General features: G+C 71.4%; 6 protein-coding genes. All 6 read right to left on the bottom strand.

Features of this window, described 5'->3' with window-relative positions; genetic code table 11:
- Positions 1-39: 39 nt before the first annotated feature.
- Positions 40-1452 carry a gamma-aminobutyraldehyde dehydrogenase gene (locus tag WT60_RS31345; protein WP_060355197.1) on the bottom strand — a complete coding sequence of 471 codons (1413 nt, stop codon included), beginning with the start codon at positions 1450-1452 and terminating at the stop codon, positions 40-42.
- Positions 1446-2867 (bottom strand): aminotransferase, encoded by a 1422-nt coding sequence (locus WT60_RS31340; RefSeq protein ID WP_060355210.1) that lies wholly within the window; start codon positions 2865-2867, stop codon positions 1446-1448. Before WT60_RS31340 ends, WT60_RS31345 begins: the two co-directional genes overlap by 7 nt.
- 8 nt (positions 2868-2875) lie before the next feature.
- Complete coding sequence (locus WT60_RS31335) at positions 2876-3901, bottom strand: TauD/TfdA family dioxygenase (RefSeq protein WP_059580231.1); 1026 nt, start codon at positions 3899-3901, stop codon at positions 2876-2878.
- Between the two features lie 18 nt (positions 3902-3919).
- Positions 3920-4405 carry a hypothetical protein gene (locus tag WT60_RS31330; protein WP_145986930.1) on the bottom strand — a complete coding sequence of 162 codons (486 nt, stop codon included), beginning with the start codon at positions 4403-4405 and terminating at the stop codon, positions 3920-3922.
- A 538-nt stretch (positions 4406-4943) separates the two neighbouring features.
- Positions 4944-5462, bottom strand: a complete 519-nt coding sequence (locus tag WT60_RS31320) for an SET domain-containing protein-lysine N-methyltransferase (protein WP_038750889.1) — start codon at positions 5460-5462, stop codon at positions 4944-4946.
- 99 nt (positions 5463-5561) lie between these two features.
- Positions 5562-14096 (bottom strand): type I polyketide synthase, encoded by an 8535-nt coding sequence (locus tag WT60_RS31315; RefSeq protein WP_060355196.1) that lies wholly within the window; start codon positions 14094-14096, stop codon positions 5562-5564.
- Positions 14097-14454: the final 358 nt, after the last annotated feature.

Raw genomic sequence — 14454 nt, 5'->3', positions numbered from 1 at the left:
GCGCGCTGCGCTCACGCGCCGCGCGCTGCGCCGTGCGCGTCAATGCCGCCACATCACGTGGCGCGGCTGCGTGTAGTCGGCGAGGCCGAGCGTCGACAGATCGCAGCCGTAGCCGGACTGCTTGGTGCCGCCGTGCGGCATGTCGGCCGTGTAGGTGAAATGCGCGTTCACCCACGTGACGCCCGCCTCGATGCAGGCGGCGAGCCGCATGCCGCGCGCCGCGTCGCGCGTCCACACCGACGACGCCAGTCCGTATTCCGAATCGTTCGCCCACCTGAGCGCCTGCGATTCGGTGTCGAACGGCGTCAGCGTGACGACCGGGCCGAACGCCTCGCGGCGCATCGGCGCATCGTCGTGCCGCACGCCGGCGATCACCGTCGGCGCGTAATAGCAGCCGGGGCCGGCGAGCGGCGCGCCGCCCGTGAGCACCGTCGCGTGCGGCAGCGAGGCCGCGTCCTGCACGAAGCGATCGACGCGCGCGCGATGCGCGGCGCTGACGAGCGGCCCCATCTCGACGCCGGCGCGATCGGGCGAGCCGACGCGCAGCGCGCCCGCCGCGTCCGCGAGCCGCCGCGCGAGCGTGTCGTAGACGCCGCGCTGCGCGTAGATCCGCGTCGCCGCCGTGCAGTCTTGCCCGGCGTTGTAGAAGCCCGCGTAGCGGATGCCGGCGACGACCGCGTCGAGATCGGCGTCGTCGAACACGAGGACGGGCGCTTTGCCGCCGAGCTCGAGATGCGTGCGCTTCAGGTTGCCGGCCGCCTCGGCGAGCACTGACTTGCCGGCTTCGACCGAGCCCGTCAGCGAGATCATCCGCACGCGCGGATGCGCGGCGAGCGCGCGGCCGACCGTCGCGCCGCCGCCGAGCACGACGTTGACGACGCCCGCCGGAAAGAGGCGCGCGAGCGCCGCCTCGAGCGCGACGATCGACAGCGGCGTCCACTCCGACGGCTTGAACACGATCGTATTGCCGGCCGCGAGCGCCGGCGCGAGCTTCCACGCCGCCATCATCAACGGGTAGTTCCATGGCGCGATCTGCGCGACGACGCCGACGGGATCGCGCCGCACCATGCTCGTGTGCCCCTCGACGTATTCGCCCGCGCTCGGCCCGCTCGCGGTGCGCGACGCGCCGGCGTAGAAGCGCAAGCAATCGGCGACGGCGGGCATCTCGTCCTCCATGACGAGATGCAGCGGTTTGCCGGTGTTGCGGCTCTCGATGCGCGCGAGCGTGTCCGCTTGCCGCTCGATTTCGTCGGCGAGCGCGAGCAGCAGGCGCGCGCGCGTTTGCGGCGTCGTCGCGCGCCACGCGGGGAACGCGGCTTCGGCCGCGGCGACTGCGCGCTCGACGTCGGCCGCGCTCGCGGACGCGGGCGCGGCGAGCGGCTCGCCCGTCGCCGGATCGACGATCGAAAGCGGTTCGCCGCTTCCTGCGATGCATTCGCCGTTGATCAGCATGTCGCGTTCTCCTCGTGAAGGGGCGCGCGTTTCGCGAGCTCGTGCTGCGTGCGCTCGAGCGCGGCGGCGAGAATCGCGCAGATTTCGTCGATCTCGGCGCGCGTCACGGTGAGCGGCGGCGACAGGATGCACATGCTCTCGTACGGCCGCACGAGCAGGCCCATCTCCTCGCAATGGCGGTCGACGCGCTGCGCGATCGCGATGTCCGCTGGCGTCGGCAGCGCGCCTGTCGCGCTGGCGCCGCTCGTGCATTCGATGCACGCCATCAGGTGATCGCCGCGCACGTCGCCGACTATGGGGAAGCGCCGCAGCGCGTCGAGCCGGCGGATGAAATACGGGCCGACGTCGCGCACGTGTTCGCAGATCCGCTCGCGCTCCATCAGCTCGATGTTCGCGAGCGCGGCCGCGCACGCGACCGGATGGCCCGAATACGTGAAGCCGTTCGTGAACACGCCGTTGCCGTATGCGTGCTCGCCGGACACCGCGTCGAGGAGCCGCTCCGAGATCAGCACCGCGCCGAGCGGCTGGTAGCCGGACGTGAGCCCCTTCGCGACGACGATCATGTCGGGCTCGATGCCGAAGTGCGCGTGCGACGCGAAGAAGTGGCCGACGCGGCCGAAGCCCGTGACGACTTCGTCGGAGATGTACAGGATGTCGTGCCGGCGGCAGCGCTCGCGCATCGCGGCGAGGTAGCCGGGCGGCGGCACGATCACGCCGCCGGACGCGAGGATCGGCTCGGCGATGAAGCACGCGATGCGATCGGCGCCGAGTTTCGCGATCAGCGCGTCGAACTCGTCGACGAGCATCGCGCAGAACGCGTCGACGCTCATGCCGGCCGGCCGCCGGTACGGATTCGGCGACGACAGGTGATGGACGATCGTGTCGTCGTAATGGAAGCACGTGCGGTCCCACGCCTTGCCGGACACCGACGCGGCGAGATATGTGCTGCCGTGGTAAGCGTCGCCGCGCGTGACGATGTGGCGCTTGCGCGGGCGGCCTGTCGCGCCGAAGTAGTAATGCGCGAAGCGCAGCGCCGATTCGACCGCGGTCGAGCCGCAGGTGGTCAGGTGCACGCGCTTCAGGTCGCCGGGCGCGAGCTCGGCGAGCCGCGCGCCGAGCGCGGCGGCCGGCTCGTTCGTCATCGCGCCGAACGGCGTGTAGAACGGCATGCGCAGCGCCTGGTCGCGGATCGCGTCCGCGATCTCGCGCCGGCCATAGCCGACCGTCACGCACCACATGCCGCCGATCGCGTCGAGATACGTGCGGCCCTCGGCGTCGGTCACGCGCGTGCCTTGCGCGTCGACGACGACGGTCGGCGTCTCGCGGCCGAGCGCGGACAGGTCGGCCCATGGGTGCAGCAGATGCCGCGCGTCCTGCTGCGCGCTCGTGAGAGGAGAATCGTTTCGGTATGCCATTGAAAACCTCAGTCGCTCAGGCTGACGAGATGCAGGCGCGGCCCGGAGAACGCGAAGCGGCCGTGCTGCACATAGACGTTGTCGAGCACGAGCACGTCGCCCGGCCGCATCGCGACCGCGCGCGACGTGCGCCACAGCGCCGCGCGCAGTTTCGTGACGAGCTCGGGGTCGATCGGCTCGCCGTCGCCGTACGTCGTCGTCGCCGGATAGCGCGCGTCGTTCCAGTCGGACGGGAAGAGCGGATGGCTGCGCCAGTACGATGCGTGCAGCTCCGTCACCTGGTTGAACCACAGCGGCGGGCCGCCTGCGGGATCGTCGAGGAATGCGTCGTGCACGTAGCCGTAGCCGAGGCCGTCGCCGTCGAGCCAGCGGTGTTCGTAGCCCTTTTCGCGCATCAGCGCGTCGACGGCGTCGCGCTCGCGCGCGCCGAACGTGTCCATCCAGCCGATCTGCGTCGGCGTCGATTCGCGCGGCAAATAGCGGTGGTAGCCGATCCGCTTGCGCTCGAACTTCGCGAGGACCTCGTCGGGGATCTGCTCGGCGGCGAGCCGGATGTCGTTGATCGGCACTTCGCCGCCTTCGTTCGCGGCGGCCGCGCAGAAGAAGAACACCTTGCGCGGCGGATTCGGCAGATACGCCATCTCGTTGTGCGGCGCCATCGTGATGCGCGGGTCTTCCTGGCTGGCGACGAGCGCGTAACCCGCGTCGCGCGAGCGCACCGCGATGCCGCCGTCGTAGCTGTGCGGCGCGTAGCCGAGCGAGCGCATGAACGCATCGAAGCCGGCGCGATCGGCGATCGGCAGGTTGCGCAACAGCAGCGCGCCCGTGTCGGGCAGGCGCGCGTCGATCGCGTCGCGGCAGAGCGCGGCGGCTTCGGCGGGCGTGTCGGCGGCACGCGCGAGCCCGAGCGCGAGATCGTTCGCGATCGGAATCGTTACCGGCACGAGCGGGCTGTCGGCCCCCGCCAGATAGGCGCGGCCGCGCACGGGCACCTGACGCCGGTCGTTTTCTTGCAGTTCGATGAAGGAATCCATAACGCGTTCTCCTTTCGTTCATGTAGTGGGCGTGGCGCGGCGCCGAGGCGCATGCGTGCGGCCCGTGTCGAGCAGCGCGTGATCGGGGCGGCGAGGCGTTGCGTCGCGCGCGGCGTTGGCGACGGCGAGGCGTGTGACGGCGGCCAGGCGGTCGAATTCGAGGCCGGCGCCCATGACGATGGCCACGCCGATGGCGACGCCGTCGACACCGGCGCTGCAAACGCATCGTCGGAGCCTGCATGTATGCACGCGCCGGCCGATGCCGTAGCCCGAGTCGGCGCGAGTGCAACAACGGTGGCCGCCGACGTTGCTGCGCATGTCGTGGCCGCCGACGTCCGACGTCCGACGTCCGACGTCCGACGCTCGACGCTCGACGCTCGACGCTCGACGCTCGATGCCCGATGCCCGATGCCCGATGCCCGATGCCCGATGCCCGATGCCCGATGCGATTGCGACATCGCCGTGCGCAACCGGCCTGCGCACCGGCATGAACGCGCGATGCATGCGATCGCCGGGCATCGAAACGTCGCGTAACGCTCGACGAACGTTCGACATTGAACTTCTGGGCCTCGGCCACGGCCGCAACCGCAGAACCGCAGAACCGCAGAACCGCAGAACCGCAGAACCGCAGAACCGCAGAACCGCAGAACCGCAGAACCGCAGAACCGCAGAACCGCAGAACCGCAGAACCGCAGAACCGCAGAACCGCAGAACCGCAGAACCGCAGAACCGCAGAACCGCAGAACCGCAGAACCGCAGAACCGCAGCCGGCGATCACGAACGTTCAGTCACCCGTCGGATCGCTACCATGCACAACTGCGGCGCACGGCCAGCCGCGCGAGGCACGCCGCGCCTATGTCACCAACGCAAACGGCAAACGGCAAACGGCAAACGGCAAACGGCAAACGGCAAACGGCAAACGGCAAACCGCAAACCGCAAACCGCAAACCGCAAACCGCAAACCGCAAACCGCAAACCGCAAACCGCAAACCGCATGCAGTGCAAACTGCGACGCACGCCGTCCGCCCCGCCCCGCGCCCCATCACGCGAGCGCGGCGGTCCGCAATTCCGCGAGGAGCGCCTGCCCCTTTTCGTTCGGCAGCTCCTTCGCGCCCGTGATCCAGCGCCGGCAATTCGGCGCGCCGCAGTGGCACTCGAACTGGCGCATCAGCTCGTCCTCGGTCGACGCGTAGTCCATCGTCAGCATCTCGCCCGCCGCGATGTCGCGCAGCGACCAGAGCTCGAAGCCCGCCATGTCGAGGCGCACGTTCGGATCGCACGAGTGCAGCAGCAGCCCGCTGAAGTGCGGGTCGTACAGGTGCGTGTGCGTGTTGATCTGCAGCGTGTGCAGCCGGCAGAACGCGGTGATCTGCCCGGACACGCGCGCCATCCGCCGGCCGCGCGCGAACGCCTTCAGGACGCGGATGCCCGCGCCGCGACCGTCCTGCGTCTGGATGATCTGGAACGTGTCGGTCGACGGGTAGCCGTCGTCGATCTTCAGATCGGACGACGGATAGATCCCCGTGCGTTGCTGGACGGGATCGATGAGGGTGATCGTCATGCTGCTCTCCTTGACTGGATTCGTGCGCCGGGCGGGAACGCCCGGCGGACCTCTTCTTTGCGGCCGCGTCGGAATGCGCGGGTGACGGGAAGGGCGGATCTACTCGTCCGCGATGCCGGCGACGTTCCGCATCCGGCGGGCCAGCTCGCCGATCTTCATGGTCGGCGACGCGAGCGTCGAAAGCGGTATCTGCACACCGAATTTCTTGAAAAAGCCGTTGCGCATCTGCGCGAGATCGAGCGAATCGAGGCCGAGCGTCGCGAGATCGAGCCGTTCGTCCCAGCGGCTCACGTAGTCTTCGAGGAACGCGCGGACGGGGTCGCGTGTGCTTGCGGATCGCGTCGCCCGGGCGGCCGGCGGCGAAGCGCACGCGGCGGCGGCGCAGCGCGCATGCTCGTGTGTCGGGAGCGACGAACGCGCGGAGCCCGAGTCGACTTCGGCGGGCGGGGCGGCCGTCTGCCCGAGCGAGTGCGCGGCGGACGACGCGCTCGTCGGCGTGCCCGCCGTGTTCGCTGCGCTTGTCGCGCTCTCGGCGTGCGCGGCGTTCATCTCGTTCGTTGCGTCGCGCGCGGTCGCGGCAGCGGCCGCATCGTCACGCGCGATCTCGGCGACGAGCGGCGCATCGCGCCACGGCGAGCGTGGCCAATCGACGTCGCAGACCACGAACTGACGTCCGGCCGTCGCGCCGCCGAGCGCGCCCGCGAGCAGCGCGCCGAGCGCGGCGAACGCGGCGTCGGGCGCGAGCGGGCGCTCGCCGTCCTGAATCGCGCGGCGCAGCGCGCGGTCGCTGCGCGCGCTCATTCCGACCTCGGCCCAACTGCCCCACTGGATGCTCAGCACGGGCGGCTGTCCCGGCTGAGCGGGCCAGCACGCGAGCTGATCGAGCCATGCGTTCGCGGCCGCATAGTTCGCCTGACCCGGCACGCCGAGCAGCGCGCTCGTCGACGAGAACGCGACCGCCCAGCGCGTGCGCCAGCGCGGCGCGTGCGCGAGCAGCGCGGCGAGACTCTGCTTCGGCGCGAGCACGCGGCGCAGCCGCGCGTCGTCGAGATTCGCGATGACGCCGTCGTCGAGCGCGCCCGCCAGATGGAAGATGCCTTCGATCTCGCCGATCGAGGCGAGCGCGGCGTCGAGCGCGCGCGCGTCGCCGAGATCGGCGGCGACGGCGCGTACGCCGCGCGGCGCGGCGGCGGCGTCGCGGCACAGCGCGACGATGCGTTGCGGCGGCACCTGCTGCTCGTCGATCAGCCAGTCGACGAGCGCGCGCCCGACGCCGCCCGTCGCGCCGGTGACGAGATACGGGCCGCCCGCCGCGCCGAGCGCGCCTTCGGGCAGCGCGGGCGCCGCGTGCGGCATCAGGCGCGGCACGAACATCCGGCCGTCGCGGCGCAGCAGCCACGGCTCGTTCGCTAAGTGGGCGGCGGCGCGCGCGAGCTCGGCGGCCCAGCGCTCGCCGGCCGCGCACGGCGCGAGATCCGGATGATCGCCGGCCACGCACGGCGCGAGATCCGGATGATCGTCGGCGAGCGCGAGCCGCACGCGCAGCGCCGCATGCTCGGCGCTCGCGACGCGCGCCGCGCCGACGAGCGGGCCGCTGCGCGCGTCGGCGGGCAGCAGGAGCGTCAGCGTGCCGGCGCATTCGCGGGCGGCGAGCGCCCGCCACAGCGCGACGAAGCCCGCGCATTGCGCGACGCCGAGCGGATCGTCGATCGACCCGACGCACAGCAGCGCCGCGTGGCCGCCGCTCGCGCGCAGGCGCGGCGTGAGCCATTCGAGCGCGTTCGCTTCGCGCCCGGCTGCGTAGACGGCGCATTCAGGCAGAGACGTCGCGTGCATGGGATTCGAAGCGGCCGAGGTTGCCGACTGGTTCGAGACGCTCGACGCGTCCGAGGCGATCGTCGTGCTTGATGAGGCCGAAGTACCCGAAGCATCGGAAGCACTCGAAGCACCCGCACGCGGCTGCCAATGCAGCGCGAACGTCGGCGCGGGCGCGATCGCCCGCGCGTCGCGCCGCGGCCGCAGCCATGCGGCCGCGCGCGACACGATCTCGGCTTCGCATCGCATCATGAAGTCGTGGCCGCCCGGATACGCGTGCCGGCCCGCGAGCGGCGCGGACGAGATCCGCGCCCAGTCGTCCGCGAGCCGCCAGTCGAACGCGGGATCGGCGTCGCCGCCGTGAATCTGCAGCGGAACCGTCAGGAGCGGATGCCGGCCTTCGTCGCGCCAGCGCCGCGCGATCCGGTGCGCGGTGCGCGTGTCGGCGTCGAGGTCGGCTTCGAGCACGGGGCGGAACACTTCCTGCCACAGCGGATCGTCGCGCAGCGCGTTGGGGACGAGCAGGAAGCTGTCCGCGGGCGCGGCGATCGCCGGCTGCTCGAGGAGCGGTGCGCGCCCGACGACGACGAGCCCCTTCACCCGGCCGCTCGCGGCCCATGCGCGCAGCGGCCCGCACAGCAATTCGGTTGCGGCTGCGCCGCCGTAGCTCAGGCCGCAGAACGCGACGGGCAGCTCGCCCGCGTCCGCGACGATCGCGGCGGCGATCGCGTCGCGCGCGGCGCGGTCGTCGGCGTCGTCGCGCGGGAGCGCTTCCTCGGCGCGCGCGTTGCGGCCCGGCCATTCGATCGCGACGATGTCGAGCCACGCGGGCGCGCCGCGCGCCCAGCCGTCGAAGCTGCGGCTGCTGCCGCCCGCGTACGGGAAGCAGTACAGCTTCATGCGCGGCCGGCGGCGCGGCCTGAGCCGCACGAGCCAGCGCGGCGCGGAGGCTTGCGGCTGCGCGATGCGCGAACCGGAGGCATCGTCGTGGCCGGCCGCGCCGCACGGTCGCGATTCGGCGGCGCAAGCGCCTGTCGACGCCGCATTCGCGGCGTTCGCCGGACGTTTCGCGCCCATCGCGTTCGCGATGTTGGTCGTGCGGCTCGTCGGCGTCCCGAATTCGTTCGGCTTCGGCGTCGCGTCGACGTAAATCGACGCTTCCGGCCGCGTCCAAAAGCTGTCGCGCTCGAACGCATAGCCGGGCAGCGGCGTGCGCGCGAGCGCGCGGCCGGGCGATGCCGCTTCGTGCGCGTGATACGCGCGCCAGTCGATCGACACGCCCGCGCACCACAGTTCGCCGAGCATGCCGGCGAAGTGATCGGCGTCGTTCGCTCCGCTGCGTGCGGCGGGCAGCGACGGCAACACGCGCGGCGCGTCGATCATCCCGCTGGCGCCTTCGTCCGTCGCTCCGTCAGTCATCCTGTTAGTCGTCGCATTGGCCGCCGCATTGGCCGTCCCATCGGCCGCTCCGCGCGCGCCTGCCGACTCGTCGGCATCCGCGCGCGCGCCGGCCGCGAAATGCTTGCCGAGCAGGCTGCACAGCACTGTGCCGGGGCCGATCTCGAGCACGACGTCGGGCCGCCAGCGCAGCAGCGCGGCGACGTTGTCCGACCAGCGCACCGGCTCGAGCAGATGGCGCGCCCAGTAGTCGGCCGAAGCGGCGTCGGCGCCGAGCCAGCCGCCCGACACGTTGCACGTCATCGGAATCCGCGGCGCCGCGCCTTCGATGCGCCGCGCGGCGATCGCGTCGGCGACGGGCCGCATCAGCGGCGTATGGAACGGATGCGACACCGGCACCGGCCGGCATCGGCAATCGAGCGCGGCGAGCGCGCGCCCGGCATCCGCGAGCGCGGGCTCCGTGCCCGCGAGCACGAGCGTGTTCGGCGCATTGCGCACCGCGATCCAGAGATCGGCGCGCCCGGCGATCCATTGTTCGATGCGTGCTTCGTCGCCCGTCACGGCGAGCATGCCGCCGCGCGCGAGCGCGCCGTCTGCGGCGGCGAACGAGGCCAGCGCCTCGGTCGCGCTCGCGCGCGCGGCGACGAGCGCGGCCGCCTGATCGAGCGTGAGCGCCTCGGCGGCGACGGCCGCCGCATACTGGCCGATGCTGTGCCCCGCGACCGCGACGGGCCGCACGCCGTATTCGCCGAGCACCGACGCGAGCGCGTGCTCGACCGCGAACAGCCCGCATTGCGTGACGAGCGGGCGGCGCATGCCGGCGTCGTCGGCGTTCAGGATCGCGTCGGCGATCGGCGCGCCGAGCGCGCGTTCGAGCGCCGCGCACGCGGCGTCGAAGTGATGACGGAAGCGGCCGGCCTCCGCGTTCGATCGATACAGCTCGCGCGCCATGCCCGGATGCTGCGAGCCCTGGCCGGAGAAGCAGAACGCGACGCTCGCGCCCGGCTTCGCGCGAACGGGCGCGCCGAACGGATCGGATGCATCCGATGCGTCGGGTGCGTCGAGCGCTTTGGCAAGCACGTCGGCGCGCTCGCGCAGCGCGACGGCCGCTCGCGCCGGCTGCGCGGACACGGCGAGCGCGACCCGCAGCGGATGCGCTTCGCGCGCGACGTGCAGCGTGTACGCCGCGCATGCGAGTTGGTCGGCGTCCATCGTCGCGACGCGTTCGGCGAGCGCGCGCAGATGGCGCGCGAGCGCGCCCGGCGTGCGCGCGGACGCGGTCATCAGGTGATGCGTGCGCGGCAAGCCGTCGGCGGTGACGTCAGCGGCAGCGGTGGCGGCGGCGGCGTGCGCGGGCGCTTCCTCGACGATCACGTGCGCGTTCGTGCCGCCGATCCCGAAGCTCGACACGCCCGCGCGCCGCGGCAATTGCGCCGACGGATCGGCGACCGTCCAGTCGTCGCCGCGCCGCTGCACGACGAACGGCGACGCGTCGTGCTCGACGAACGGCACGAGCTTCGGATTGAGCGTGTCGAAATGCACGGTCGGCACGCGCTGCCGATGCTGAAGCTGCAGCACGGTCTTGATGAGCCCGGTGATGCCGGCCGCGCAGTTCGCATGGCCGATGTTGCCCTTCACGCAGCCGATCGCGCAGCTGCCCGCCACAGGCGCATCGGCCCCGCGCGTCTGCGCGAATGCGTCGGACAGCCCTTTCAGCTCGATCGCGTCGCCGATCAGCGTCGCGGTTGCATGGCATTCGACATACGAGATCTGCTCGGAGCGCACGCCCGCCATGTCGAGCGCGTCGACGATGCAGCGCCGCTGCGCGTCCGCGTTCGGCGCGGTGTAGCCCGCCTTCATCCGGCCGTCGTTCGACAGCCCGACGCCCGAGATCACGGCGAGGATCGGATCGCCGTCCGCTTGCGCGAGATCGAGGCGCTTGAGCACGACCGCGCCGACCGCGTCGCCGAACAGCGTGCCGCTCGCGCGCGCGTCGAACGGCCGCACGTGGCCGTCGGCGCTGCCGACGAGGCCGTCCTCGTAGCAGAAGCCGAAGTTCGGAAACGACAGCGCGGACGCGCCCGCGATCGCCATCTCGCACTGGCCGGCGCGGATCGCCTGCACCGCCTGCACGAGCGCGACGAGCGCGCTGCTGCACGCGGCGCCGATCGACACCGCGGGGCCGCCGAGATCGAGCTGGTACGCCACGCGCGTCGCGATGTAATCCTTCTCGTTGCCGATCTCGGTGAGCATCAGCCGGCCCGGATCGAGCGGCGTGAGCAGCCCGCCGCCTTGCAGATGATGGACGAGATAGCCGTCGATCCCGCAGCTCGCGAACACGCCGGTGCGCGTGCGGTAGCGGTTGTCGGCGCGCGCGTAGCCGGCCTGCTCGAGCGCGCTCCACGCGATTTCCATGAAGAGCCGGTGCTGCGGGTCCATCAGCGCCGCTTCGCGCGGGCCGATGCCGAAGAAGAGCGCGTCGAACTTGTCCGCGTCGCCGACGACCTGCGCGGCCGACACCCAGTCCGGATGATCGAGCTGCGCGGCGTCGACGCCCTTCGCGAGCAGTTGCTCGCGCGAGAAGCGCGACAGGCTGTCGACGCCTTCGGTCAGGTTGCGCCAGAACGCGTCGACCGAATCGGCGCCGGGGAAGCGCCCGGCCATGCCGACGATCGCGACCTTCGGCGCATCGGCGGCGGGCGCCACGCGCGCGGCGCGCGGCTCGCGGGCGTCGTCCGCGCGCGCTCGCGCCGCATCGTCGCGCGAGCGGCGGCAGTAGTCGGCGAGATCCTGCAGCCGGCTGTGCTGATACAGATCGACGACGGCGAGCGAAAGCCCGAGCCGCTCGCCGAGCAGGCCGACCGCCTTCGCCGCGCTTAGCGAATTGCCGCCGAGCTCGAAGAAATGATCGTCGCGCGCGACCGACGCGACGCCGAGCACGTCGCGCCACACGTCCGCGAGCCGCGCCTCGAGGCCGTCGCCCGCGACGTTCGCCGACGCGTCGCGCGCGGCGGGCGGCGCGGCCGTCGGCGCAGGCGGCGGCAGCGCGCTTTTGTCGAGCTTGCGCGACGTGCCCGCGCGCAGCGCAAACGCATCGAGGCCGATGAAGTGCGCGGGCACCGCGTATTCGGGCAGCTTCGCGCGCGCCTGCTGGCGCAGCCGCGCGAGCGTGGTCGCGGACGGCGCGCCGTCGTTGCCGACCACGTACGCGGCGAGCGTGGACGGCTGCTTCGTCTGCGGATCGTCGATCGGCACGACGAGCGATTTGCTGACGCCGTCGACCGCGTCGAGCACGTTCTCGATCGCATGCAGCAGCACTTTGAAGCCGCGAATCTTCACCGTGTTGTCGATGCGGCCGAGGATCGCGATCTGGCCGTCCGGCAGCAGCCGCGCACTGTCGCCCGTGCGGTAGACGGGCGCGTCGTGGCCGCGCTCGGCGAGCGCGCGCACGGACGGCAGGAATTTCTCGGCGGTGCGGGCCGCGTCGTCGAGATAGCCGGGGCCGAGGCCGGGCGACGCGACGTACAGTTCACCCGTTTCACCCGCCGGCACCGCGCGTCCCGCTTCGTCGAGCACCGCGAGCGCGCAGCCCGGCAACGGCCGGCCGATCGGCGCGCGTCGGCCGTTCGCGCCGCCGTGCGACGGCAGCAGATCGGCATAGCAGACGTCGAGGCTTTCCCACGTGCTGTACGCGTTGACGAGCCGCACCGACGGCGGAAACGCCGCGCGCGCCTTGTCGACGACGCGCCGCGGCACGACTTCGCCCATCAGGAACCACGCGGACATGTGCGCGAGCGCGTCGCGCAGCTGCGCGGCGACGCCGGGGAAATCGAGCACGCTTTCGAGCAGCGACGGCGTGACGACGAGCCGCGTGATCCGTTCCTGCCGCAGCAGCGCGACGAGCCTTGGAGGATCGAAGATCGCGTCGTCGCCGATCGCGACGGCCGGGCGGCCGAACATCAGCGCACGCAGGCATTCCCACGCGAGAAAGACGTTGAGGCCCTCGCGCTCGCCTTCGGCGTACGGATACAGCGCATCGCGCGCATGGAAGCAGTAGCTTGTGCCGACGTGCGTGGTGAGAACGGCCTTCGGCTTGCCGGTCGAGCCGCTCGTCAGCGACACGAACGCGATGTCGTCGCGGCGTGGCGCGACGGGCGTCCATGCGCGATCCGCACGCGTCGGCCGCGCGCCGACGAGCGTGCAGCGCGCGTCGGGCAGATGCTTGGCCGCGCGCGCGAGCAGCGCCGGAATCGTCGCGATCTGCGCAACGCGGCAGCTCGCGACGAATTCGCCGACGAGCGCATCGGGCCAGCTCTTTTCGAGCAGGCACACCGACGCGCCGATCGACCACGCGGAGACGATCGTCAGCACGTACTCGGCGCCGTGCGGCAAAAAGACGCCGACGACGTCCTGCCGCGCGACGCCCGCCTCGCGCAGGGCGTCGGCGAGCTCGGCCGCGTGCGACGCGAGCTCGCGGTAGGTCCACGTGCGCTCGCCGTCCTTCAGCGCGAGCGCATCGGGCGTGCGCGCGACGTGCTCGCGAATCGCGGCGAGCACCGAATGCGCGTCGCCCCAATCGTCGGCGGCGCGCAGGCAGGCCGCGACGCGCGAGTTCGCATCGGGCGTCGCCGCGACGATCGATGCGGGACGCTGCGCGAGCAGCCGCTCGACGTGGCCGGCGATGCTCGCGCACAGCGCCGCGCGCGACGGCGCGCCGAGAAAATAGAAGTGATTGCCGTCGAACGTTTCGACCGGGCACGCGTGTCGCGGCGAAACATGCGCGCGCCACGCGTGCAGATCGTCGATGGTCGTGCTCGGATCGGCGGCGCCGCCGTAGATCACGCAAGGCGCGCGCAGCGCGTCGCCGGACGCGTGCCGGTAGGTCTGCGCGAGCCGAAGGTCCGCGCGCAGCGGCGGGAGCACGTAGCGGGCGATGTCCGGATCGTCGAGCGTACCGTCGGGGAAGAAGCCCCAGCGCCGCACGGCTTCGATGAAGCGTGCGTCGGGCAGCGCGTGTGTCTGCTGACGCCATGCGTCAGCCGCGCGTTCGCGCGACGGGGCGGGATGGCCCGACAGGAACAGGCCGGCGGGCTGCACGCCGCCGCGCTGCTCGAGCGCGCGCGCCACTTCGTAGGCGAGCAGCGCGCCCAGGCTGTGACCGAACAGAAAGAGCGGCGTCCCGTCGTCGAGCTGCGCGACTTCGGTCGCGAGATCGTCGACGAGAGACGGCCAGTCGTCGTAGAACGGGATGTGCTGGGCGGCGCCGCGGCCGGGCAGGCTGAGCGTCGTGAACGCGAACGCGTCGCCGAGTTCGCGCACGATGTCCGCGTAACTGGCATCGCTGCCGCCCGCGAACGGGAACGCGGCGATCCGGGCCCGGCTGACGAGAGATCCGTTGCTCGTTGAAACTATTTGCCTCATGAGAACCACTCCGAATGTCCGGCGGTAAATTATCAGAGGCTACGAAACGGTCGATACTGCAACTTCTTACAGTCGCTATGTAATCGGGTTGCAGTGTATTTCGCGTAAATCGAACACCGGAAATGTCCGTATCGTGAAAAATTCGAATTGTGATAAACCCTGACTCGGACTGATCCTAAAGTGTGAGAAAAAGCGGCGAGCAAAACATCGGAAATTCGACAAAATCATCTATAAAAGTGCGAATGAAATGCACGTTCAACGCCGTCGCGGCGCGTTTGATCGCCAGCATACTGGACCCGCACGCTCGGGAAATTTTTATCTTTCGAAATGCCGGGTTGGTATATTCAATCCGAGGCAA

Source organism: Burkholderia sp. MSMB617WGS (assembly GCF_001532025.2).
In the GTDB taxonomy this organism is placed as follows: domain Bacteria; phylum Pseudomonadota; class Gammaproteobacteria; order Burkholderiales; family Burkholderiaceae; genus Burkholderia; species Burkholderia savannae.
This window is presented reverse-complemented; position numbering and strand designations above follow the sequence as displayed.